17 protein-coding genes are annotated in these 21295 nt (G+C 61.5%); 9 read left to right on the top strand and 8 right to left on the bottom strand.

The features are described 5' to 3' along the window. Window positions 1–6 precede the first annotated feature (6 nt). Window positions 7–285: a hypothetical protein gene (locus ACT3TP_RS02485; RefSeq protein ID WP_096287545.1), complete on the top strand. Its 279-nt coding sequence runs from the start codon at window positions 7–9 to the stop codon at window positions 283–285. Window positions 286–394: 109 nt separating this feature from the next. Here ACT3TP_RS02485 and ACT3TP_RS02480 read toward each other — a convergent pair whose 3' ends face one another. The 5 genes from ACT3TP_RS02480 to ACT3TP_RS02460 form a co-directional block, all read right to left on the bottom strand. Then, window positions 395–2167 (bottom strand): acetyl/propionyl/methylcrotonyl-CoA carboxylase subunit alpha, encoded by a 1773-nt coding sequence (locus ACT3TP_RS02480; RefSeq protein WP_105569877.1) that lies wholly within the window; start codon window positions 2165–2167, stop codon window positions 395–397. 320 nt (window positions 2168–2487) lie between these two features. Further along, entirely contained in the window at window positions 2488–3126 is a 639-nt protein-coding gene (locus tag ACT3TP_RS02475) for a Maf family protein (RefSeq protein ID WP_444619122.1), read from the bottom strand. Beyond that, window positions 3123–6563: an MMPL family transporter gene (locus ACT3TP_RS02470; RefSeq protein WP_444619120.1), complete on the bottom strand. Its 3441-nt coding sequence runs from the start codon at window positions 6561–6563 to the stop codon at window positions 3123–3125. Before ACT3TP_RS02470 ends, ACT3TP_RS02475 begins: the two co-directional genes overlap by 4 nt. 3 nt (window positions 6564–6566) lie before the next feature. Beyond that, complete coding sequence (locus tag ACT3TP_RS02465; protein WP_096287537.1) at window positions 6567–7238, bottom strand: TetR family transcriptional regulator; 672 nt, start codon at window positions 7236–7238, stop codon at window positions 6567–6569. 139 nt (window positions 7239–7377) lie between these two features. Beyond that, complete coding sequence (locus ACT3TP_RS02460) at window positions 7378–8760, bottom strand: dicarboxylate/amino acid:cation symporter (protein WP_176484225.1); 1383 nt, start codon at window positions 8758–8760, stop codon at window positions 7378–7380. Window positions 8761–9356: 596 nt separating this feature from the next. Here ACT3TP_RS02460 and ACT3TP_RS02455 point away from each other — a divergent pair. Further along, window positions 9357–9668, top strand: coding sequence for a VOC family protein (locus ACT3TP_RS02455; RefSeq protein ID WP_444619118.1), 312 nt, complete (start codon window positions 9357–9359; stop codon window positions 9666–9668). A 61-nt stretch (window positions 9669–9729) separates the two neighbouring features. Here the strand turns inward: ACT3TP_RS02455 and ACT3TP_RS02450 are convergent, their stop codons facing one another. From ACT3TP_RS02450 to ACT3TP_RS02440, 3 genes are all read right to left on the bottom strand, one after another. Next, a complete protein-coding gene (locus ACT3TP_RS02450) occupies window positions 9730–11397 on the bottom strand; it encodes a DUF885 domain-containing protein (protein ID WP_444619116.1) in 1668 nt (555 codons plus the stop codon). Between the two features lie 131 nt (window positions 11398–11528). Continuing rightward, on the bottom strand, window positions 11529–11747 hold the full coding sequence (locus ACT3TP_RS02445) for an acyl-CoA carboxylase epsilon subunit (RefSeq protein ID WP_096287529.1): 219 nt from the start codon (window positions 11745–11747) through the stop codon (window positions 11529–11531). A gap of 46 nt (window positions 11748–11793) precedes the next feature. Further along, window positions 11794–13404: an acyl-CoA carboxylase subunit beta gene (locus ACT3TP_RS02440; protein ID WP_444619114.1), complete on the bottom strand. Its 1611-nt coding sequence runs from the start codon at window positions 13402–13404 to the stop codon at window positions 11794–11796. 195 nt (window positions 13405–13599) lie between these two features. Here ACT3TP_RS02440 and ACT3TP_RS02435 point away from each other — a divergent pair, with 195 nt between their 5' ends. From ACT3TP_RS02435 to ACT3TP_RS02405, 7 genes are all read left to right on the top strand, one after another. After that, a complete protein-coding gene (locus ACT3TP_RS02435; RefSeq protein WP_444619112.1) occupies window positions 13600–14457 on the top strand; it encodes an SDR family oxidoreductase in 858 nt (285 codons plus the stop codon). A 39-nt stretch (window positions 14458–14496) separates the two neighbouring features. After that, window positions 14497–15363, top strand: coding sequence for a biotin--[acetyl-CoA-carboxylase] ligase (locus tag ACT3TP_RS02430; RefSeq protein WP_444619110.1), 867 nt, complete (start codon window positions 14497–14499; stop codon window positions 15361–15363). An 86-nt stretch (window positions 15364–15449) separates the two neighbouring features. Beyond that, on the top strand, window positions 15450–16001 hold the full coding sequence (locus ACT3TP_RS02425) for a hypothetical protein (RefSeq protein WP_444619108.1): 552 nt from the start codon (window positions 15450–15452) through the stop codon (window positions 15999–16001). Next, window positions 15998–17209, top strand: a complete 1212-nt coding sequence (locus ACT3TP_RS02420) for an adenylate/guanylate cyclase domain-containing protein (protein WP_096287519.1) — start codon at window positions 15998–16000, stop codon at window positions 17207–17209. Before ACT3TP_RS02425 ends, ACT3TP_RS02420 begins: the two co-directional genes overlap by 4 nt. Beyond that, the gene (locus ACT3TP_RS02415) at window positions 17210–18139 is read left to right on the top strand and encodes a PP2C family protein-serine/threonine phosphatase (RefSeq protein WP_096287517.1); all 930 of its coding nucleotides are present in this window, start codon (window positions 17210–17212) and stop codon (window positions 18137–18139) included. A gap of 87 nt (window positions 18140–18226) precedes the next feature. Next, complete coding sequence (gene ligA / locus ACT3TP_RS02410) at window positions 18227–20470, top strand: NAD-dependent DNA ligase LigA (protein ID WP_444619320.1); 2244 nt, start codon at window positions 18227–18229, stop codon at window positions 20468–20470. Then, the gene (locus ACT3TP_RS02405; RefSeq protein ID WP_096287513.1) at window positions 20471–21268 is read left to right on the top strand and encodes an inositol monophosphatase family protein; all 798 of its coding nucleotides are present in this window, start codon (window positions 20471–20473) and stop codon (window positions 21266–21268) included. The last annotated feature ends 27 nt before the right edge of the window (window positions 21269–21295 follow it).

Here is a 21295-nt window from a genome sequence, read left to right as displayed (position 1 = left end):
GGGACAATGAAATATCTGCTGTCCAAAAAGGCGGAAGTCCTTGTATCTGCTATGTTCCTCACCGGTTGCCTGGCCATTGCCGCCTCCAACATTCTGGACAACATTGACGAAGCCACACGCGGGGCGGAGCCCAACTACCTGATCACCGGAGTCTGGGTACTGGTCGCATTAGTGCAGATAGTGCTCTTCTTCATGCACTTGAGCGCCTTGCGCACCTACAAGCGGTACGTTGCACAAACCGGAAAAGCGCAGGAAGCCAAAGCCGGACCGGAGAACCTGGAGTAGCCACCTCCAAGATTCCGGCAGGGAAGGGCCGGGGCAGAAAGCAAAAGCCGGGCTTGTTTGACCTAGGATTCCAAGGTCAAACAAGCCCGGCTTTGTGCTGCCTGTTAGACTAGTCGGCGTCGACGATCGAAGCGATCACGGCACCGGAGGACAATGATTCACCGGGGCTGACTTCCAAGCCCTCGATCTTGCCAGCGCGGTGCGCGGTGATTGGCTGCTCCATCTTCATCGCTTCGAGCACCACGATCAAGTCGCCTTCGGCTACGGTGTCACCGCTTTCAACGGCTACCTTCACGATGGTTCCCTGCATGGGCGAGCGCAGCTCGGCACTGTTTCCAGCGGCGGCCCCGGCCTTGCGGCCCGGCTTGCGCTTCTTCTTGGCAGCCTTGTCATTCGCGGCGGCAGATGCCGCGCCCAGCGAGGAGGGCAAGGTGACTTCCAAGCGCTTGCCGGCAACCTCAACGGTGACCGAGGTGCGTTCTGCAGCTTCTTCCGCCTCGACCTGTGGCATCGGGTGCGGCTCGATGACGGTGGCGAATTCGGTTTCGATCCACCGGGTATGCACCGTAAAAGGCCCGGATTCGGGCACGAAGGCCGCATCGCTCATCACCGCGCGGTGGAATGGCAGCACCGTGGCCATGCCTTCGAGCTGGAATTCTTCCAGCGCGCGGCGGGCGCGGGCCGCGGCGATCTCACGGGTGGAACCGGTGACGATCAGCTTCGAGATCATCGAGTCAAAGTTGCCCGAGACGCTCTCGCCAGCTTCGACGCCGGAATCCACGCGCACTCCGGGGCCGGTAGGCAGAGTCATCTTGGTGATGGTGCCAGGGGTGGGGACGAATCCACGTCCGGCGTCTTCGCCGTTGATGCGGAACTCGAAGGAGTGGCCGCGGACCTCGGGGTCCGTGTAGCCGAGCTCTTCTCCACGGGCGATGCGGAACTGCTCGCGGACCAGATCCAGCCCGGTGACCTCTTCGGAGACGGTGTGCTCCACCTGCAGGCGGGTGTTGACCTCGAGGAAGGAAATGACGCCATCCTGTCCCACGAGGAATTCGCAGGTGCCGGCACCGGTGTACTTCGCCTCGCGCAGGATCGCCTTGGAGGATTCGTAGAGCCGGGTGATCTGCGCTTCGCTCAGGAACGGCGCCGGGGCCTCCTCGACAAGCTTCTGATTGCGGCGCTGCAAGGAGCAGTCGCGAGTGGAGACCACCACGACGTTGCCCTGGATGTCGGCCAGGCACTGGGTTTCCACGTGGCGCGGGGCATCCAGGAAGCGCTCGACGAAGCATTCGCCGCGGCCGAAGGCCGCGATGGCTTCACGCACGGCGGACTCGTAGAGCTCGCCGATGTCTTCGCGGTTGCGTACCACCTTGATGCCGCGTCCGCCGCCGCCGTAGGCGGCCTTGATGGCCAGCGGCAAGCCGAACTCGTCGGCGAATGCGTAGACCTCTTCGGCCGAAGCGACCGGATCCTTGGTTCCCGGAACCAGGGGAGCGCCCACCTTCTCGGCGATATGGCGCGCCTTGACCTTGTCGCCCAGCTGGTCGATAGAATCCGGGCTGGGGCCAATCCAGGTCAGGCCAGCGTCGATAACGGCCTGGGCGAAATCGGCGTTCTCGGCCAGGAAGCCGTAGCCGGGGTGGATCGCGTCGGCGCCGGAACGCTGTGCGATATCCAGAATCTTCTCGATACGAAGGTAGGATTCGGCGGCGGTGGTGCCGCCCAGTGCGTAGGCTTCATCTGCCAGGCGCACGTGCAGCGCATCGCGGTCCGAGTCGGAGTAGATCGCAACCGATTCGATTCCTTCATCGCGTGCTGCACGGATAATTCGCACTGCAATCTCGCCGCGGTTGGCGATTAGCACCTTCGTCAATGGATTCATGGGTGAACCTTGTCTATAAAAAATTAGGGTTTCTCACCTAGGAGCCTATCGGCTTTGTGGGAAGTATATGTACTTATCCGGAAAATCTGGGGTGTTAGGCCGATATTTTTGGAGGGTTCCTACAAAATGTGCTGTCGTTTGGTCCAAAGACAAAACTCCTGATGTCCTGAGGCCTAACAGGCACCGTATTCCACGCTTCGTTTCATCCTCTTTCGCGGGGCAAACCGGTGAACCGGGGGCCAACGGATTCGAGGGGGGATAGTTAAACACCGCGTCCCTGTCCGAGAATAAATCTTGGACAGGGACGCGGCGGGAGATGGCTACTTCCAGAGGCTTACAATCGGGATTCCGGCTTCCGCCAGCAGCTCGCGCAGCACGAAGATATCCAGACCCACCACGTTTTGGAAGTTCCCTTCGATGGACTCGATGAAGGCCGAGGCCAAGCCATCGATGGTGAATGCGCCGGCACAGGGCAGCGGTTCACCGCTGGCCACGTAGGCTTCGATTTCCTCGTCGCTGACCTCGGCGAAGTGCACGGTGGTCGAGGAGACACGTCCCCTCGCGCCTTGCGGGGCGTCGGTGTCGACCAGCCAATGCCCGGAATGCAGGATGCCGGTGGCTCCACTGAGCTGCTGCCAGCGTTCGCGGGCCACCTCGGCGGTATAGGGCTTGCCATAGGCCACGCCATCGAGCTCGAAGACGGAGTCGCACCCCAGCACCACTGTGCCCTCGGGGTGCTCACCTGCGGCGACGTTCTCGGCCTTGGCCCGGGCCAGGAGCAGCGCGGTTGCTTCCGGGCTTTGCGGACCGCTGGCGCTCACGGCGGCTGCCAACACTGCATCCTCGTCAACGCGCGAGACTTGGGTTCCGAAGGCCAGCCCGGCATCGGACAATAACTTCTGCCGCCCCGCGGAGGCGGAGGCCAGCAGCAGCCGGGCGCTCTTTTTGCTAGCGGTCATACGGTTACCTCTTCCTTGGCCGAAGCTTCGCCGAGCGGCCGCTCGGCCTTGCGGTCCAGCATCTCATTGAGCTTTGCGCCCTCGACATCCACGTCTGGAAGGATCTTATCCAGCCATTTCGGCAGGTACCAAGCCTTGTCGCCCAGCAGGTGCATAATCGCTGGAATCAGCGTCATGCGTACCACGAAGGCATCAAAGAGCACCCCGGTGGCCAAGGCGAAGCCCAACGGCCGAATCATTGACAGGTGGGAGAAGATGAATCCGGCAAATACCGCGATCATGATCAACGCGGCCGCGGTCACCACCGGGGCGGCCATGGAGAAGCCCGAGCGCACCGCGTCCCTGGCCGACAATCCGTGGGCGTAGTGCTCACGCATCGCCGAGACCAGGAATACCTGATAGTCCATGGCCAAACCGAAGAGGATGCCGGTGAGCAGGATCGGCAGGAAGCTCAGCAGCGGGCCGGGGACATTGACGTCGAAGACCGAACCCATCCAGCCGAACTGGTACACCATGACGCTGGCCCCGAAGGCCGCAGCCAGCGAAAGCAGGAAGCCACCGGTTGCCAACAGCGGAACCACTACCGATCGGAAGACCAGCAGGAGGAGGATCAGCGAGAGCCCCACCACGATGGCCAGGTACGGAGGCAAGGCGGAGGTCACCTTCTCCGAGACATCGATCTGCGCTGCGACCTGGCCGGTCACCGCGATCTTGGCGCCCGTGGCGTCGTTGATCCTCTGGGCGTCGTCGCGCAGCTCGTGCACCAGCGCTTCGGTGGCGGCGGAGGCGGGGCCATCTGCCGGGATCACCTGGATCGCGGACAGCGACCTGTCTTCGGTCATGGTCACCGGGATGGCGGCGACCACGCCGTCGTATTCACGGAGCATGTCTGCGATATCCAATGACTTGGATTCGGCCTGCCGCTCGGATAGGTCTGCGGGAAGGTCCGCGAGGACCAGCAGCGGGCCGTTGTAGCCGGCGCCGAACTTGTCGCTGGTCTGCTGATAGGCCTGGAAGGCCTGTGAGTCGGCGGCTTCGGCGCTGCCATCGGGCAAGGCGGTACGCATCTGCGATACCGGGATCGAAATGGCGCCGAGCACCACGACCACCAGCAGCGACACGGGAATCGCGATCTTGGTGACCAGGCGGACCCAGCGCGCCGAGACAGGTTCCTTGGCCACCGGCTTGTCCGCCTTTTTCCGGGCACGCTTGGACACCAGCTTGGAGCCGGCCATGGCCAGCAGCGCGGGGAGCAGCGTGATGTTCAGCAACACCGAGCAGAGCACGGTAAAGGCCGCGGAGAGTCCGAGCACCGTCAAGAACGGCAGACCCGGAACCGCGAGGGCGGACAGCGCGATGATGACCGTCAGCCCGGCGAAGACTACGGCATTGCCGCTGGTACCCACCGCGCGGGCGATCGATTCACCGACCTCCATGCCGGAGAGCAACTGCGTGCGGTGGCGGTGAATGATGAACAGCGCGTAGTCGATTCCCACCGCGAGTCCCAGCATCAAAGCCAATGCGGGGGTAATCGAGGCCATGGTGAACATCGAGGAGAAGGCAAGCGTGGTGCCCACCCCGGCGCCAACACCCAGCAGGGCGAGCAAGAGCGGCAAGCCGGCGGCGATCAGGGTGCCGAGCATGACCAGCAGGACTACGGCGGCGATCACCACGCCGATGATTTCGGCGGTGCCGAAGACCTCCGAAATGTCCTGCAGGATTTCCTTGGAGAAGAGCACCTCGACACCGGTGGACTGCGGCCCGCTGGCGATTGCGGTGATGGCTTCACGATCCGACGCGGTCAATGCGTCGGTCGCGATGCGGAAACTGACTTGGGAGACGGCGGTGGAGCCATCTTCGGAGACGAAACGCATGTCCCCGCTGGCGCCTACCTGGCGGGAGGCGAACTCAAGTTCGGCTCGTCCACTCTCGAGGTCTTTTTCTCCCTTGGCGATGTCTTTTTCGCCCTCTTCGAGCTCTTTGGTCTTTTCCTTGATCGTCGTTTCGGACTCGCGCAGCTGTTTCTCTGCGTCCGCCAGCTGCGCTTTGCCGGCTACGAAGGCAGCCTTTTGCTTGTCGAATTCTGCCTGTCCGGCGTTGAGCTCGGCGCGGCCGGATTCAACTTCGGCACGCGCCTGCGCCAGCTTTGACTTGTTCGCATCGATTTCTTGCTTGCCCGAGGCAAGCTGTGCCTTGGCCTGGTCAAGCTGCTTTTTGGCGGAGGCCAGTTCGCCGCGGCTAGCCTCGAGCTCCTGGCGGCCTTCGGCGGCCTGGGTGGCCCCGGCATCCAATTCCTTGCGCGCGGCATCCAGCTGCTTCAGGCCCGCCTCGGCCTGGTCGATCTGCTTCAGCGCGGCGCTGGCCTGAGCTTTGCCCTCGGTGGCCTGCAGCTTGGCGGCGTTCAGTTCGGCGAGGCCGCCCTGCAGTGCCGTCAGCTTTTCGGTGTACTCGCGAATCAGGGCTTCGTCACCCTCGGCTTCGGCCTGTTTGAGCGCCTGTTCGACTCCGGGGATCTGGGATTCCAGTTCCGAGATTTGCGGTTCAATGGTCTTCAGGCCCTCTTCGGCCTTCGCCAGGCCCTCGGTGGCCTGCTCTTTGCCGGCAACTAGTTCCTTGTCAAATTGGCTGCGGGACTTGCCGTCCAGAAGCTTGTCCAGCCCCGCCCGGTATTCTTCCTCGCCTGCGTTCAGCTGCGCCTCTGCCTGATCGAGCTGCTTTTCTCCGGCCTCGAACTGGCTCCGCCCGGACTGGTACTTTTCGAATCCCGCATTGTATTCGGCGAGGCCCGCCTTGTATTTCTTTTCGCCGTCGTTCAGCTGCGCCTGCCCGCTGTTCAGCTGGGTTTCACCGGCGCGTAGCTCATTCCAACCGGCGGCCAGCTTCTTTTCGGCCGCGGCGATCTGCGGCTCGGCGTCCTCGATTTCCTTGGTGCCATCGAAAAGTTCGGACCAGCCCTCGGTGATCTTCTTTTGGCCGTCCGCGAGCTGTACCTTGCCGTTAGCTACCTGTTCCTTGGCATCGTCGAGTTCTTTCTGCCCGTCCACCAGTTCTTGTTGGGCGTTGTCCAGCTCGGGCTTGGCGTCATCAAGCTGTTTCTGCAGTTCGAAGGGGCTCATGGCCTCGACGACCTGCGGATGCAAGGCCAGCTGATCCAGGGAGTCCTGGATCGCCGATTTCTGGTCCGCGTTCAACTCGCGGTTTGAACCTTCACGGAAGACGATGGTGCCCTGTCCGCCGGCAAGATCGGGGAGTTCTTCCTTCATCCGGTCCATGGTGCGCTGGGTTTCGGTGCCCGGCAGGGTGAAGGTGTTCGACAGCTGCCCCATGAACAGGCTGGCACAGACGCCGATGGCGATAAACGCCGCAATCCACATGGAGAGCATGCGGAAACGGTGCCTGTGGGCCCACGAGGCGAGGCGGTAAAGGAACGTAGCCATGGCTTAGTCTTCCTTGAGCGAGTTTGGTGCGGTCAATGGCAGCGAGTTGAAACCCGCATCGAGTGTTTCCATGGCCCGGGTGATGAGCCGATGGAAGGAAGAGATGAGTTCGTCGGAAACGTGCAGCCCGGTCGCATCCGGCTCGGGCAGCTGGTCGATCCACGTATCGAAGGCCGCTTGCCCGGCCCCGAGGATGGCATGCGTGAACACGCGGATGGAGTAGGCATCGGTATGCGGGTACCGGGCGGCTATTTTGGCGATGACGTCGCCGGTGGCGCTTTGCCAGGCAATGAAATTCGGCGGGTAGCAGGTTCCGTTTTCCTGCCGGCGCAGATAGGCGCCGAATTGCGCGACCTGCCCCAAAAGCTCGGTGGCCCGCTCGGATTCCAAGGCGCGGACCACTGCTTGCATCAGTGGCAGCTGGTCGGTCAGGGGAGTTAATGTCTCGACCATGTGTTCGAGCACCGCGTGCAGGGGGTAGGACAAGATTGCATCTACGGAGGGGAAATAATTGAACAGGGTGCGCCGGGAAATGCCGGCAATTTCGGCGATTTGGGTGGCGGTGATCGCCGTGCCGTGCCCCTCGCGCAGCAGTCGAAGGGCGGCGTCGACGATCGCCTGATGCGTCGCCTGCCTATTGAGTTCGCGGCGCGTGCCGGTGCCATTGGAAGTCACGTAATTACACTACGTGCAAACTTGCACGCTGTGCAAAGTGGGGAGTTGTGTTCTGCCCCACGAAAAAGCGGTCGGCATCCTCCTGATGGGAGGATGCCGACCGCTGGGTGCTGCTCAGGCCGCTCGGACCTGAGGGGAACTAGGCATTTGCCGACGTTGCCGCCGACTGATCCTGGGTGGCCGCGATGCTGTCGTCGGCGAATGGATTGCCATTGCGTGGGGCGTTGTACAGCTCCGCATCCAAGATGCCTTCGCGCTTGGCGACAATCGTTGGGACCAAGGCCTGGCCGGCCACGTTGACCGCGGTGCGGCCCATGTCAACAATCGGATCAACCGCGAGCAGCAGGCCAACGCCGGCCAGCGGAAGTCCAAGGGTGGAGAGGGTCAATGTCAGCATCACTACCGCTCCGGTCGTGCCGGCAGTAGCAGCCGAGCCCAGAACCGAAACCAGGGCAATTAGCAGGTAGTCGGTCACGCCGAGGTCAATTCCGAAGAACTGCGCCACGAAGGTGGCGGCAATCGCCGGATAGATGGCTGCGCAACCATCCATCTTGGTGGTTGCACCCAAGGGGACGGCGAAGGATGCGTAGCCCGAGGGCACGCCGAGGTTGCGTTCGGTCACGCGCTGAGTCAGCGGCAGCGTGCCGATGGAGGAGCGGGAGACGAAACCGAGCTGCACCGCGGGCCACACCCCGGAGAAGTACTGCTTGATGGAAAGGCCGTGGGAGCGAACCAGGATGGGGTAGAGGGCGAAGAGCACCAGGGCCAGACCGATGTAGATGGCGAGGGTGAACTTGCCCAGCGCCCCAATGGTGTCCCAGCCGTAGCTTGCGACGGCGTTGCCGATCAGGCCAACGGTGCCGAGCGGGGCGATGCGAATAATCCACCACAGCACCTTTTGGATGATCGCGAGGATCGAGGCGGAGAAGGCCAGGAATGGTTCGGCCGCCTTGCCGACCTTCAGCGCGGCAATGCCCACGGCGATGGCGATCACCAGGATCTGCAGCACATTGAAGCTGATCGAGGTGGTGGCCGCATCCTCGGCGAGCTTGGTGCTTGCGCCCAGGCCCAGGAAGTTCGAAGGGATCAGCCCGGTCAGGAATCCGAGCCAGTCGCCGGTCTTGCCGTCGTACTCGGCCGGTGCGCTTTGGCCGGTATTGGCGCCGGGCTGCATCAGCACGCCCAGTCCCATGCCGATGGTCACGGAGATCAGCGCGGTGATGCCGAACCACAGCAGGGTCTGCCAGGCCAGGCGTGCAGCATTTGTCACCTGTGCCAGATTGGCAATGGAAGCAACCACTGCGAAGAAAATGAGCGGGATGACGGCCGTGCGCAGCAGGGCAACGTAGCTGGAGCCGATGATCTGCAGGGCTTCACCGAGCGCGTTGGGTTCCTCGGAAGTGCTGCCGGTGTACTTGGCGACCAGGCCGAGGATCAGACCGACGATCAACGCAGCGATAATCTGCGGACCGAAACTGGTCATCCAACGAGGCAGTCGGGATGAAGGTGCGGTGTTAGACATGACTAAAACGGTATGCCGGAAAACGCCAACCATCGCAGTTAAAGTTACGCAACATTACGATTCTGGATTATTCCGTTATTGACAGCTCAATTACTGTGCGACCGGTCACCGATCTGGGCTGAAATCCAGAGGTGTTTTGCGGATTACTCCGAGTGCCCCGGCATTCGGAGGGGCCCTGCGCGGCATGCCGGAAGTCTCCGCCAGCGGTGTTCGGATGGATTTTCGTAGGCAATTATGCTTCCAAGGATTTGGTTATTGCCGGTGAAATACAAGATGGCAGTACGAACGGTCGGCGCCAGACGAAAACGCGCAACGAACGGTCTCAGCAGTTCTTGGGCTCCGGGCTGCACGCAATGGAATGGCACCGCGTACTGGCCAACCGCACCGCCTGCGCAGGGGTCGGTCCGCCGGCTATTGACGATGACCAATTGGCTTTGAAAGTCGGTAGATTGGATGCCGCTAGGGGATTCGCCTTAGGCGTGCGACGACGAACATCGGAGAAATCATGCGGGTATATATCACTAGCGTCATGGTTGATGACCAGGCGAAGGCCGAAATTTCTACACCGAAATTTCTACACCGAAATTCTCGGATTTGTGAAGAAGCACGATGTGCCGGTGGGTGAATTCAAATGGCTGACACTTGTCTCGCCAGAAGATGAGGCAGGCGTCGAGGTCCTGCTGGAACCTGCCGAGCATCCGGCGGCGCGACCATTCCAGGCGGCTCTTTTCGCCGATGGCATTCCGCTGACCTCATTCGCGGTTGACGATGTCCAGTCCGAGTATGAGCGTTTGCGCGCCCTGGGCGTGCGGTTCACCCAGGAACCCACAGAGATGGGCCCGGTGACCACTGCCGTATTGGATGACACCTGCGGAAATCTGATCCAGCTGTCCAACTACCGCGGTTAATGACGCGGCAGGAGCCGTTGGCTGCCGGGAATCCCCGGCAGCCAACGGCTTGGCTAGCTGCCTAGCTCAGCAGGGCGCGGTTGAGCGTATCAAGTCCCACCGAGCCGAGTTTCAGCGCCTTGGTGTGGAAGTCCTTGAGCTCGAATTGCCCGCCATCGCGGGCGGCAACCTCGTCGCGGGCCTGCTCCCAGAGCCGCTGGCCGATTTTATAGCTGGGGGCCTGGCCCGGCCAACCGAGGTAGCGGTTGTATTCGAAGTCCAGCTGGCCCTCAGTGAGATCAAGATTCTTCTGCAAGAACTCATACCCGTTATCGGCGTCCCAGGTTCCGGTGCCCCACTGGGGAGGAACCGCCAGGCCCAGATGCACGCCAATGTCGAAGACCACGCGGGCCGCACGAATGCGTTGGGCATCAAGCATGCCCAGATAGTCGCCCGGATCATCGAGGTAACCCAGCTTGTGCATCAGCCTCTCGGAATACAGCGCCCACCCCTCGCCGTGTCCGGAAACCCAGCAGAGCAGCCGGCGCCAGCTATTGAGCGTGTTCGCCTGCATTTGCGCGGTACCTATCTGCAGGTGATGGCCCGGTACCCCTTCGTGGTACACGGTGGTCAGCTCCGACCAGGTGGAGAACTGGTCTTCGCCCGGCGGCACCGACCACCACATGCGTCCGGGGCGGGTGAAATCTTCCGAGGGCCCGGTGTAGTAGATTCCCCCGTCTTCTGTCGGGGCGATCAGGCACTCGATTCGATCCATCGGGGCTGGAATATCGAAGTGCCTGTCGCGCAGCTCGGCAATCGCCTTGTCGGCTTTGTCCTGCATCCAGCTCTTCAGGGCCTCGGTGCCGTCCAGCTTGCGCGCCGCATCAGCGTTGAGGATCGCCTTGGCTTCCTCGATGGAGGCGCCGGGCTTGATCAGTTCGGCCACGCGCTGCTGCTCCGCGATGATCGCATCTAGCTCGCCGACTCCCCAGGCGTAGGTCTCGTCCAAATCAACCGATGCACCCAGAAAGCGGCGGGACATCAACGCGTAGTATTCACGGCCTGCCGCATCCTCCTCGGGGGCCTGCGCCAGCAGTTCTTCCCGAAGCATTTGCGCAAGCTTCAGGTAGGCGTTCTTCGCCAGGGACGCTCCGGCGTTCAGCGACTCGGCGAGCTCGGGGTCTTGCTCGGCACCGGAGGTGGCTAGCCGATCGAAGAACCCACCGTCTTTTGCATAATCCCGGCACTGGCCGGCGACGATATTCACCTGACGCTTAGCCGACACCAACCCCTTGGAGGCCGAATCGCGCAATGAGGCGATGTAGCCGTCAATCGCCTGCGGGACGTTGGCAAGCCGGGCGGCCACAAATGCGAAGTCCGCTGCGCTCTGCTGCGGCATGAGGTCGAAGACCGAACGGATTTCCTGCGCCGCGCAGGCGATATTGTTCAGCTCGGTGCGTCCGGTCAGCTGGATTTCCAGATCCAGGCCGAGCCGCTCCTGCATCGCATCGAGGGTGACCGAGTCGATGTCATCTTGTGGCTTCGCCGCCTCAAGTTCCGCGAGAGTCTCCCGCAATAGCTCGATCTGCTGATCGGTGCCCCTGGGCGAGTAGTCGGAATAGGCCGACTCGTAACCGGGGAGTCCGAATGAAACGCCGTACTCCGGAACTAATTCGAGAGTCTTGGCAAAGAAATTTTCCGCAATGGCGTCGATGCCCGTCGGCACGCGCTGCGTAGCAGTGGATGTCATGGAGCTAACACTAATAGATATGAAAGATTTGTTGAAGAGTATTGGGTAATTGCCGGCACACTTGTTTGGAATGCGATAAACCCCGGAGCCCTGTCTTTCGACAGAACGCCGGGGTGCAATACCAGCTGCCTCTAACGTCGGCCTAAGCTCCAGCCGAGGCGGGGAGTCAGCGCGCGGCGCTTGCGAATGCGTGCCACGCGCTGTGGTTCGGCTGGGGTTTCGCTTGCTGCCGGTGCGGCGGTGCCCATCGCCGCGAGCAGCGCGGTGACCGCCGCGAGTTCCTCGGCGCTGGGCTTGCCCTTGGTCACGGTAATGAGGGCGGCCGCATTGGCGGTGCTTTGCTCGGGCACAGGCTACTCCTTGAGAAAATTAGTTGCTGGTCAATGAGTCCGCCGCTTACAGCGGGATATTGCCGTGCTTCTTTGGAGGCAGGGTCACATGCTTATCGCGCAGCGCGCGCAGCCCGCGCACTAGCTGCAGGCGGGTCTCGCTCGGGGCGATCACCGCATCGATGTAGCCAAGCTCGGCGGCCTGATACGGGTTGAGCAGTTCCGCTTCGTAGTCTTCGATAATTTGCTTGCGGCGCGCCTCGACGTCGCCGCCTTCGGCTTCTACCGCGGCCAGATCGCGGCGATAGAGAATATTCACCGCGCCCTGGGCACCCATCACGCCAATCTGCGCCGTGGGCCACGCCAGGTTGAGGTCTGCGCCAAGCTTCTTGGAGCCCATCACGATGTACGCTCCGCCGTAGGCCTTGCGGGTGATGACGGTCAGCTTCGGCACGGTGGCCTCGGCGTAGGCATAGAGCAGCTTCGCGCCGCGGCGGATGATGCCCTGGAATTCCTGGTCCTTGCCGGGCAGGAAGCCCGGGACGTCCACAAAGGTCAGGATCGGGATATTAAAGGCATCGCAATTGCGCACGAAGCGGGCTGCCTTCTCCGAGGCGGCGATATCCAAGGTGCCGGCAAACTGCATTGGCTGGTTGGCCACCACGCCTACGGTGCGCCCCTCGACGCGGGCGTAGCCGATCATGACGTTTGGCGCGTAGAGCGCCTGCATCTCGAAGAAGTGAGCGTCATCGACAACCGACTCGATCACCTTGCGCATGTCATATGGCTGGTTCGCGGAATCAGGAATTAATGTGTCCAGGGACAGATCATCGTCGTTGAGTTCCAGGTCCTCGTCGAATTCGGCGACAATCCCGTCGGCGAGGTTCGAGGAAGGCAGGAAGTCCAGCAGTTCCTTGCAGAACTCCACGGCGTCTTCCTCGTCGGTGGCCAAATAGGTGGAGGTGCCGGTGTTCGCGTTGTGCTGGCGTGCACCGCCAAGGGACTCCATATCGATCTCTTCGCCGGTGACGGTCTTGATGACGTCGGGGCCGGTGATGAACATGTGGCTGGTCTTGTCGACCATGATCACGTAGTCGGTCAGTGCGGGGGAGTAGGCCGCGCCGCCGGCGCTTGGGCCCATGATCAGGGAAATCTGCGGGACGACGCCGGAGGCGTGGACGTTGTTGCGGAAGATGTCCGCGAACATGGCCAGCGAGGCGACACCTTCCTGGATGCGTGCTCCGCCGCCGTCGAGGATGCCGACGACCGGGCAGCCGTTGCGCAGCGCGAATTCTTGGACCTTGACGATTTTCTCGCCATTGACCTTGGAGAGGGAGCCGCCGTAGACGGTGAAGTCCTGCGAGTACACGGCGACAAGGCGGCCATCTACGGTGCCGTAGCCGGAAACGAGCCCATCGCCCAGAGGTTTCTTCTTTTCCATGCCGAAGGCGGTGGAGCGGTGCACTGCAAGGGCATCAAATTCGACGAAGGAGTCTTCGTCCATCAGCAGCTCAATGCGTTCGCGTGCGGTGTGCTTGCCGCGAGCGTGCTGCTTTTCGATGGCGGCTTCACCCGAAGGCGCCTGTGCCAGATTCTGGCGGCGGCGGAATTCGGCAAGCTTGCCGGCGGTGGTGGACAGATCGATTGATTCTTCCGTCTCGGTACGGCCCTGCGTCATGCCTTCGACTCCCTCGGGTTTTGTCTTATGTGTAGGAATGGCACAAGAAAAATGCCAACTAAGTCAGTCTAACCGGGAAAATTTCGGTTTTTGTTGTAGGAAACTTACAAATTGGCCCCGAGGAGAACGTGGAGCACGCCAGAATAAGTTACTCATGAGTAGCTTAGTGTGCCAGGATCGCGTAATCTAGGTCACATGACTAATGAATCGCGAGACGACATCGCCCCTGACATTTCACAACTTAGCGGCCGAACCATCGTGATGAGCGGTGGAAGCCGCGGCATCGGATTGGCCATCGCCGAAGCTGCGGCAAAAGCCGGAGCAAATATTGTCTTGCTCTCCAAGACAGACACGCCACACCCCACCCTGGAAGGCACCATCCATTCTGCGGTAGCGAAGATCAACGCCGCCGGAGGCCAGGGGCTGGCGGTAGTCGGAGACGTGCGTGAAGATTCCGACGTCCAGCGCGTGGTTGATGCGGCGGTCGAAGCATTCGGCGGCATCGACATCGTCATTAACAACGCCTCCGCTATCAACCTGGCCAAAACGGATGACCTGGATATGAAGCGCTACGACCTGATGCAGGACATCAACGTGCGCGGGACCTTCCTGCTGTCCAAAACCGCACTTCCCTACCTGCGTCAATCGAAGCACGCGCATATTCTCACCTTGTCGCCGCCGCTGAACCTCGACCCGCATTGGGCGGGCCTGCACCTGGGCTACACGATGGCCAAATACGGCATGTCATTGACCACCCTCGGGCTGGCCGAAGAGCTCAAGGAAGATGGCGTCGGGGTGAATTCCCTGTGGCCGGCGACCCTCATCGATACCGCGGCCATCCGTAGCTTGCCAGGCGGAATGAAAATGATTCAGGCAGCCCGCACCACGGACATCGTAGCGGACGCGGCGCTGTGCATCTTGGCCAGCAATCCGTCCTCGGTGAGCGGGAATTTCTTCACCGACACCCAGGTGCTAGAGCTTTCCGGGGTAACCGACCTGGAAAAGTACTCGGTGAATCCCCAGGCCCAACTCATCGAGGACATTTTCCTTTAGAACCGAAGTTCGACGCCGCGCGTGTCATAGAGTTGAAGGATGAATCCTGAATCATCCCCGGCACGCGCGGCACTGGACCCGGTGCCGCTTCATGAATTGGCCGCGCAACTGCGGCTGGGATTTATCAAGGTCCTCGCTACCTCGGGTTCCACCAACACCGAGCTTGCCCAGCTGGCAAGCTCCGGCGCCGCCGGGCACCTGAGCGTCCTATTCAGTGAGCATCAGCAGCAGGGCAAAGGGCGGTTGGGCCGCGAATGGGTGACGCCGGCCGGGTCGGCTATCACGCTCAGCGTCCTTGCCTCACCGGGCAGCACGATGGAGCCAGAGTCCTTATCCTGGTACACCATGCTGGCGGCACTGGCCTGGTCGCAGGCCGTAGAGGAACTGGCGCCGGTGCAGGCGCGCATCAAATGGCCTAATGATCTGCTTGCCGGAGACCGGAAAATCTGTGGAATTCTGGCCCAGCTAGTGCAGACGCCGCAAGGATTCGCGGTAGTCGTTGGAACCGGGATCAATGTCGACCAAGAAGCCTCGGAGCTTCCCGTCGCCACGGCAACCTCGCTGCGTCTAGCCAGCGGCACCCGGGTAGACCGCGGCGAGCTGCTCGCCGAGTATCTGCGCCGCTTCACCGCACTGGATGCCGCTTTTCGCGCGGTGGGAGGGCAGAGCACAGCGTCGCTCGGAGAATATTCCGGCCGGTCCTTGCGCGACCTCGTCGCGGCTCGCCTAGCCACCCTGGAGCAGGATGTCCGGGTCGAATTCCCTGATGGCTCGCAGCTGCTCGGACGTGCGGTGCAGCTGGCCGCGGATGGAGCGCTAGTGGTGGAAAATGCTTCGGGGCAAAGCCAGCGAATCTTGGCAGGCGACGTGCACCACGTGCGGCGCGCCGACGGCAAATACGCGTAACAGGCGAAGCACAGAATACGCGGACTAGTATTAGAGGAGAAGACTGTACAGAAGAACCTACGGTAGGAGGGGCGAGGAACTAGACGATGAAGGTGCCGTTACATGACAGGGAGCGCGTGGTCGTCAAGACCCGAGAACATTCCCGAGTGCTACGCCAACCTTTTGCCGTCTTTTTATTCCTCACCGCCGGGTGCGCGTTCCTGCTGGGCTACCTTTCACGCAATGACCTCTCGGACTGGCTTGCGAGCGAATCCGATCTATGGATGGTTCTCACCTTGGTGCTCTGGTTCATTCTGGTACTGATTTGGTGCGTGACGCCGTGGGTGCGTTGGCTTCGCAGCTGCATCATTTTAACCACCGAACGAATCTTGTTCCGGACCTCTTTTGGGCGTGCGGACCTTGAATCTGTTGGACTTTATTCCGTGCGTGACGTAATTGCGCACACCAAACAACAAGCTGCGATCACGAAACCCGGGGCCTTGGACGTTGTCTTAAGCCATGGACATGTGCGTATTATGCATGTGCCCGCAGTATCTTATTTCCGCACGTTGGCTATCGAAATGATGAGCAACTTGCATAATCAGCAGTCATCGAACTCCCAGGTAGATGCATCGAACAGTGAGGGCATTGGACAATGAGCACCGACAACTCCAATCCATCACGCCCAGATACCCCATTGGCGGCCTCCGAAGCCGTACGCGAGGCTCGGGGACATACGGCAAACCATGAGATCCCGGCGGAGCTGGATCCTATTGCGGAACTTGCGCAGGCGATGGAGAGCCCCCTGCAGGTCCCGGACCATGCTTCGGACGCGGTCAAGAACCACATGGCCGAATTGGAAAAACGGCTCATCGGTGGACAACGCGAATTCAAGCGACGAGAAGTCGCCGCCGACGCGGGGGTCTCGCTGCTTTCGGCGCGCAAACTTTGGCGCGCCATGGGCTTCCCCGAACTCGGCGACGATGAGGTCTTCTTCAGCGGCCGAGACACCGAAGCGCTGAAGACCATGGTCGACCTGGTCCGCGAAGGCAAGCTCACCGACGAAACCGCGATCTCGCTGATGCGCTCGGTCGGCCAGATGACCGACCGGATGGTCGTCTGGCAGGTCGAGGCGATCGTCGAGGATATGGTCGCCAACCAGAATATGAGCGACCGGCAAGCTCGCCGTCAACTGCTCGAGAGCCTGCCCGAACTCATCGGCCCGCTGGAAGAACTGCTGGTTTATTCATGGCGCCGACAGCTCAATGCCGGCATCCACCGGCTGGCCCTGCGCGCCGAGGCCGGGGTGGCAGCCTACAACCAGGACTCCAGCGACAGCGATGGCACCCCGTTGCCGCTTGCCCGCGCGGTAGGTTTTGCCGATTTGGTTTCCTACACCTCGCTCTCTCGCCGGATGAATGAGCGCACCTTGGCGCAAATGGTGCAGCGCTTCGAGTCCAAGAGCGCCGAAATCATTTCGGTCGGCGGCGGTCGCTTGGTTAAAACCATTGGCGACGAAGTCCTATACGTTGCCGAAACCCCGCAGGCCGGTGCCCAGATCTCCTTGGCCCTGTCGCGCGAGTTCGAAGCGGATGAGCTCTTGCCACGCACTCGCGTGGCCGTGGTGTGGGGACGATTGCTTTCCCGCCTGGGAGATATCTACGGTCCAACGGTGAACCTCGCCGCTCGGCTGACTTCCCTTGCCGAGCCCGGCATGGTGCTGACCGATGCGGTGACCGCCAATACCCTGAAACAAGATGCCCGATTCATCCTGACCGCGCAAGAAGTTACCTCGGTGCGTGGTTTTGGCGATATTCAACCCTATGAACTCTCCGCTGGCGAGGGTGGCAGGCTGGTGCTGGACTAAATGGAAACCGAACAGCACGCAGAAAGCTTCCGCCTCGCGGTGAGCGGGCAGACCCACGTGGGCCTGAAACGACAGGACAATCAGGACCGTATCCTGATCACCGACGTGATCCAGGCGGTAGCCGACGGCATGGGCGGACACGAGGCCGGCGAGGTCGCGAGCCAGCTGGCGGTGGAGACCCTCGAAGAGCTCAATACCTTCAGCTTCAAGACCGTCGTGCCGCGTCTTCCCACCGTGGAACAGATCCAACGCCAGATCCAACTGATCGATGACCGCATTCGAGATGCCCTGGAGTCCCGCGGCGGCACGACCCTCTGCGCCTTGGCGCTGGTGCGCAGCTCCGGCCCGGGGCAAGACCAGATCAGCCAGCCAATGGTGGTTCCCCCATGGACCGGCAGCTTCAAAATGAGCCAGAACACCGACGTGCTCAGCAAGATCACCCCCGAGATGCTGGCCGAACACCGCGCCCGGACCGAGAAGGTCAGCGCGGAAACCCAGAGCACTGGCGAATACACGAGCCTGCTATTGGTGAATGTCGGGGACTCGCGAGGGTATCGCCTGCGTGGGCAGGAATTGCGACAGCTCACCCGGGATCATTCGGCCGTACAGGAAATGGTTGATGCCGGGCAGATCACCGAAGCCGAGGCACGCAGCCATCCGCACCGGAACCTCATCACCCGGGCGCTGGGGGCCGGTGCCGATAGCCAGCCCGATCTCACGGTGCTCCAGCCACGCATCGGCGACCGCTACCTGCTGTGCAGCGATGGGCTGAGCGGGGAGCTGACGGAGATGAACATCCAAGAACTCCTGATCAACCACCCCGACCGCCAAGAGGCTACCCAGGTTCTGACCCAAGCGGCATTGGAAGCCGGAGGCCGTGACAACATCGCGGTGGTAGTCATCGATGTGTTGCCTGACACCGGTTCCTGAATACCGGGCGCGCTAGAGGCCAAAGCGTAGGACCGGTGGGGCACAATTGGATACGTGAGTGAAAATCCAGTAACACCAGCAGACTCAATGAGGACCCCACCGGATAGCGTTCGAGAACGCTATGAGACGCTGGTGGAACAGATCCGCGCACATCGCGAGGCTTACTACCAGCAGGACGCTCCGCTGGTTCCCGACGCGGACTACGACGCGCTATTCCACGAACTCCAGCTGGTGGAGAGCCAATACCCAATACTCATGGGGCAGGATTCACCCACACTCGAGGTGGGCGGCGAAGTCAGCAGCGCCTTTGCGCCGGTCAAGCACGCAAGCCGCATGTACTCACTGGAAGATGTTTTCACGCTTGAAGAGCTCGATGTCTGGCTCGAACGAGCCCAAGCGAATGCCACGAAGCTACGTCCCGAATTTCCGGTTAGCTGGCTGTGCGAAGTCAAAATCGATGGATTGGCGCTGAACCTGACCTATCGGGACGGGAAACTGGTGCGCGCGGTGACCCGCGGAGATGGAACCACCGGTGAAGACGTCACGCACAACGCGCTGACCATCTCCGATATCCCGCAAGAACTCACCGGGTCCGGCTACCCGCAAGAATTCGAGGTGCGCGGTGAGGTTTACATTGCCACCAAGGACTTCAACGCCTACAACGAGATGCTGATCGCCGAAGGCAAAGCACCGTTGGCGAACCCACGCAATGCCGCCGCGGGCTCGCTTCGGCAAAAAGACCCGCAGCAGACCGCCAAGCGCCCGTTGCGGATGTTCGTGCATGGGCTCGGACGCAGCCGGGACTTCGCAATGACCCACCAGTCCGAGGCCTATGAACTGATGCGCGATTGGGGCCTTCCGGTCTCGCCCTATGGCCGCGTCGTCAGCTCGCGTGCCGAGGTTACGGACTATATTGCCGAGAATGGCGAAAAGCGCCATGAACTGATCCATGATATTGACGGTATTGTCATCAAGGTCGATGACCTGGCTACTCAGGAACAGCTCGGTTATACCTCCCGCGTCCCACGCTGGGCTGTGGCCTATAAATACCCGCCCGAAGAGGTCCACACCAAACTGCTCGACATCCAGGTGCAGGTCGGACGCACCGGACGGGTGACCCCCTTCGGGGTCATGGAACCGGTACTCGTGGCCGGATCCACGGTTGCCCGGGCAACCTTGCACAACCAGGAAGTGGTCAAGGCAAAAAATGTGCAGATCGGTGACACGGTCATCTTGCGCAAAGCCGGAGACGTGATCCCGGAAATCGTCGGCCCGGTCCTCGCCTTGCGTGAAGGCAATGAGGGCCTGCGGGACTTCGTGATGCCCACCGAATGCCCATCCTGTGGCCAGCCGCTGGCTCCGGCCAAGGAGGGTGACGTCGATATCCGTTGCCTCAACGCCGAATCTTGCCCGGCTCAGCTCACCGAACGCGTGGCCTATCTAGGCGGGCGCAGCGCCCTGGACATCGAGGCTCTGGGCTACGAGGCAGCCGCGGCCTTGACCAGCGGCCCCGGAGAAGACCCAGCCACCCAGGGCGGTGTCATCCTCCCGGCGGGCCCCGGCCCGCTGCGCAATGAAGCCGAGCTTTTTGACCTGAAGGACAAGCTGGAACAGCTTGCCGAGGTCAAGGTGTGGCGGGAGAAGCGCGCCAAGGGAGAGGGCACCGGGGAATTTGAACTGGTGCCGTACTTCTTCACCAAGCCCACCGCCAAAAAGCCCTCGGTTGCCACCAAAGGCACCGAGAAGCTCTTTGACGAACTGGAAAAAGCCAAGAGCAACCCGCTCTGGCGCGTGCTGGTCGCTTTGTCGATCCGTCATGTGGGTCCCAACGCTTCGCGTGCGATCGCTACCCGCTACGGATCCATGGACGCGGTGCTAGAGGCCCTCGAATCCGCTAACGCGGTGGAGGAACTGAGCCAGATCGATTCGGTGGGTTCGATTATCGCCGAAGCGCTGGTGGACTGGTTCAAGGTTGACTGGCACCGTGACATCGTCGCCAGTTGGCAGGCCGCCGGGGTGAAGATGCACGACGAACAAGATGAAAACGTCATCAAGCACCTTGAAGGACTGGCCATTGTGGTCACCGGTACTCTGGAGAATTTCTCCCGGGACACCGCTAAGGAAGGCATTATCATCCGCGGCGGCAAGGCCACCGGAAGCGTGTCGAAAAAGACCGATTTCCTCGTAGCGGGGGAAGCCGCCGGGTCAAAGCTGGATAAGGCGCAGTCGCTCGGGGTGCCGGTATTGGACGAATCAGGCTTTGTCGTTCTGCTCGAGCAGGGTCCCGACGCGGCACGCGAAGTTGCACTGACAGCAAATCAAGGAGTCTAAGTGGAAAACAACAAGGCCGCGCACGACCCGCTGGTGCTCGTAGCACGCCGCGCAGCGGCGGCCGGCGCCGAGGTGCTCTCCAAGCGTGATGTGGAAAAGTTCAACGTTGATGAGAAATCTGCGGCGGGGGACTGGGTCACCGACTTTGACCGGGCCGCCGAAGAAGCCATTCGCGCCACGATCACCACCACGCGCCCCAACGACGAACTGACCGGCGAGGAGTATCCGAGCCAGAAGCCGAGCAATCCCAGCGGCTTCCGCTGGAGCATCGACCCGCTCGACGGCACCACGAACTTTGTTCGCAACATCGCCTACTACTGCTCATCGGTGGGTGTGTGCCAGAAGCAAGAGGATGGAACTGATTTGTGGTTAGCGGCGGCCATTGTCGCTCCGGCCTTGCAAGTCGAATACTTCGCCGGCCGTGGACTGGGAGCTTGGAAGCATGATTTGCGCACCAAGAAGATCACCAAGCTCGCCGGACCGGTCGAGTCCGACGCCAAGTTGTTGGGCACCGGTTTCGGCTATGACGCGGAACGCCGCGGCTTCCAACTCGGGGTCTTGCAGGAATTGCTGCCTGATTTTGTGAATATCCGTCGAATCGGTTCGGCGGCACTGGATCTCTGTTTGGTCGCCGAGGGCTCTCTAGACGCGTACGCAGAATTTGGCACCCAGGAATACGATTGGGCGGCCGGTGCTTTGATTGCCGAAGAAACGGGGACCCCGGTGGGTCGCCCCGTGGGATATCCGGGATGGCAGTACGCCGGACTTGTAGATACCGAGAAGCTGGTCAATCCCTAGCGCACCGCCTCGCGGCGTATTGCTCTC

This window comes from Glutamicibacter sp. AOP38-B1-38 (assembly GCF_052377485.1).
In the GTDB taxonomy this organism is placed as follows: Bacteria; Actinomycetota; Actinomycetes; order Actinomycetales; family Micrococcaceae; genus Glutamicibacter.
Note: the sequence above shows the minus strand (reverse complement) of the source record. Positions and strands in the feature narration are given on the sequence as shown.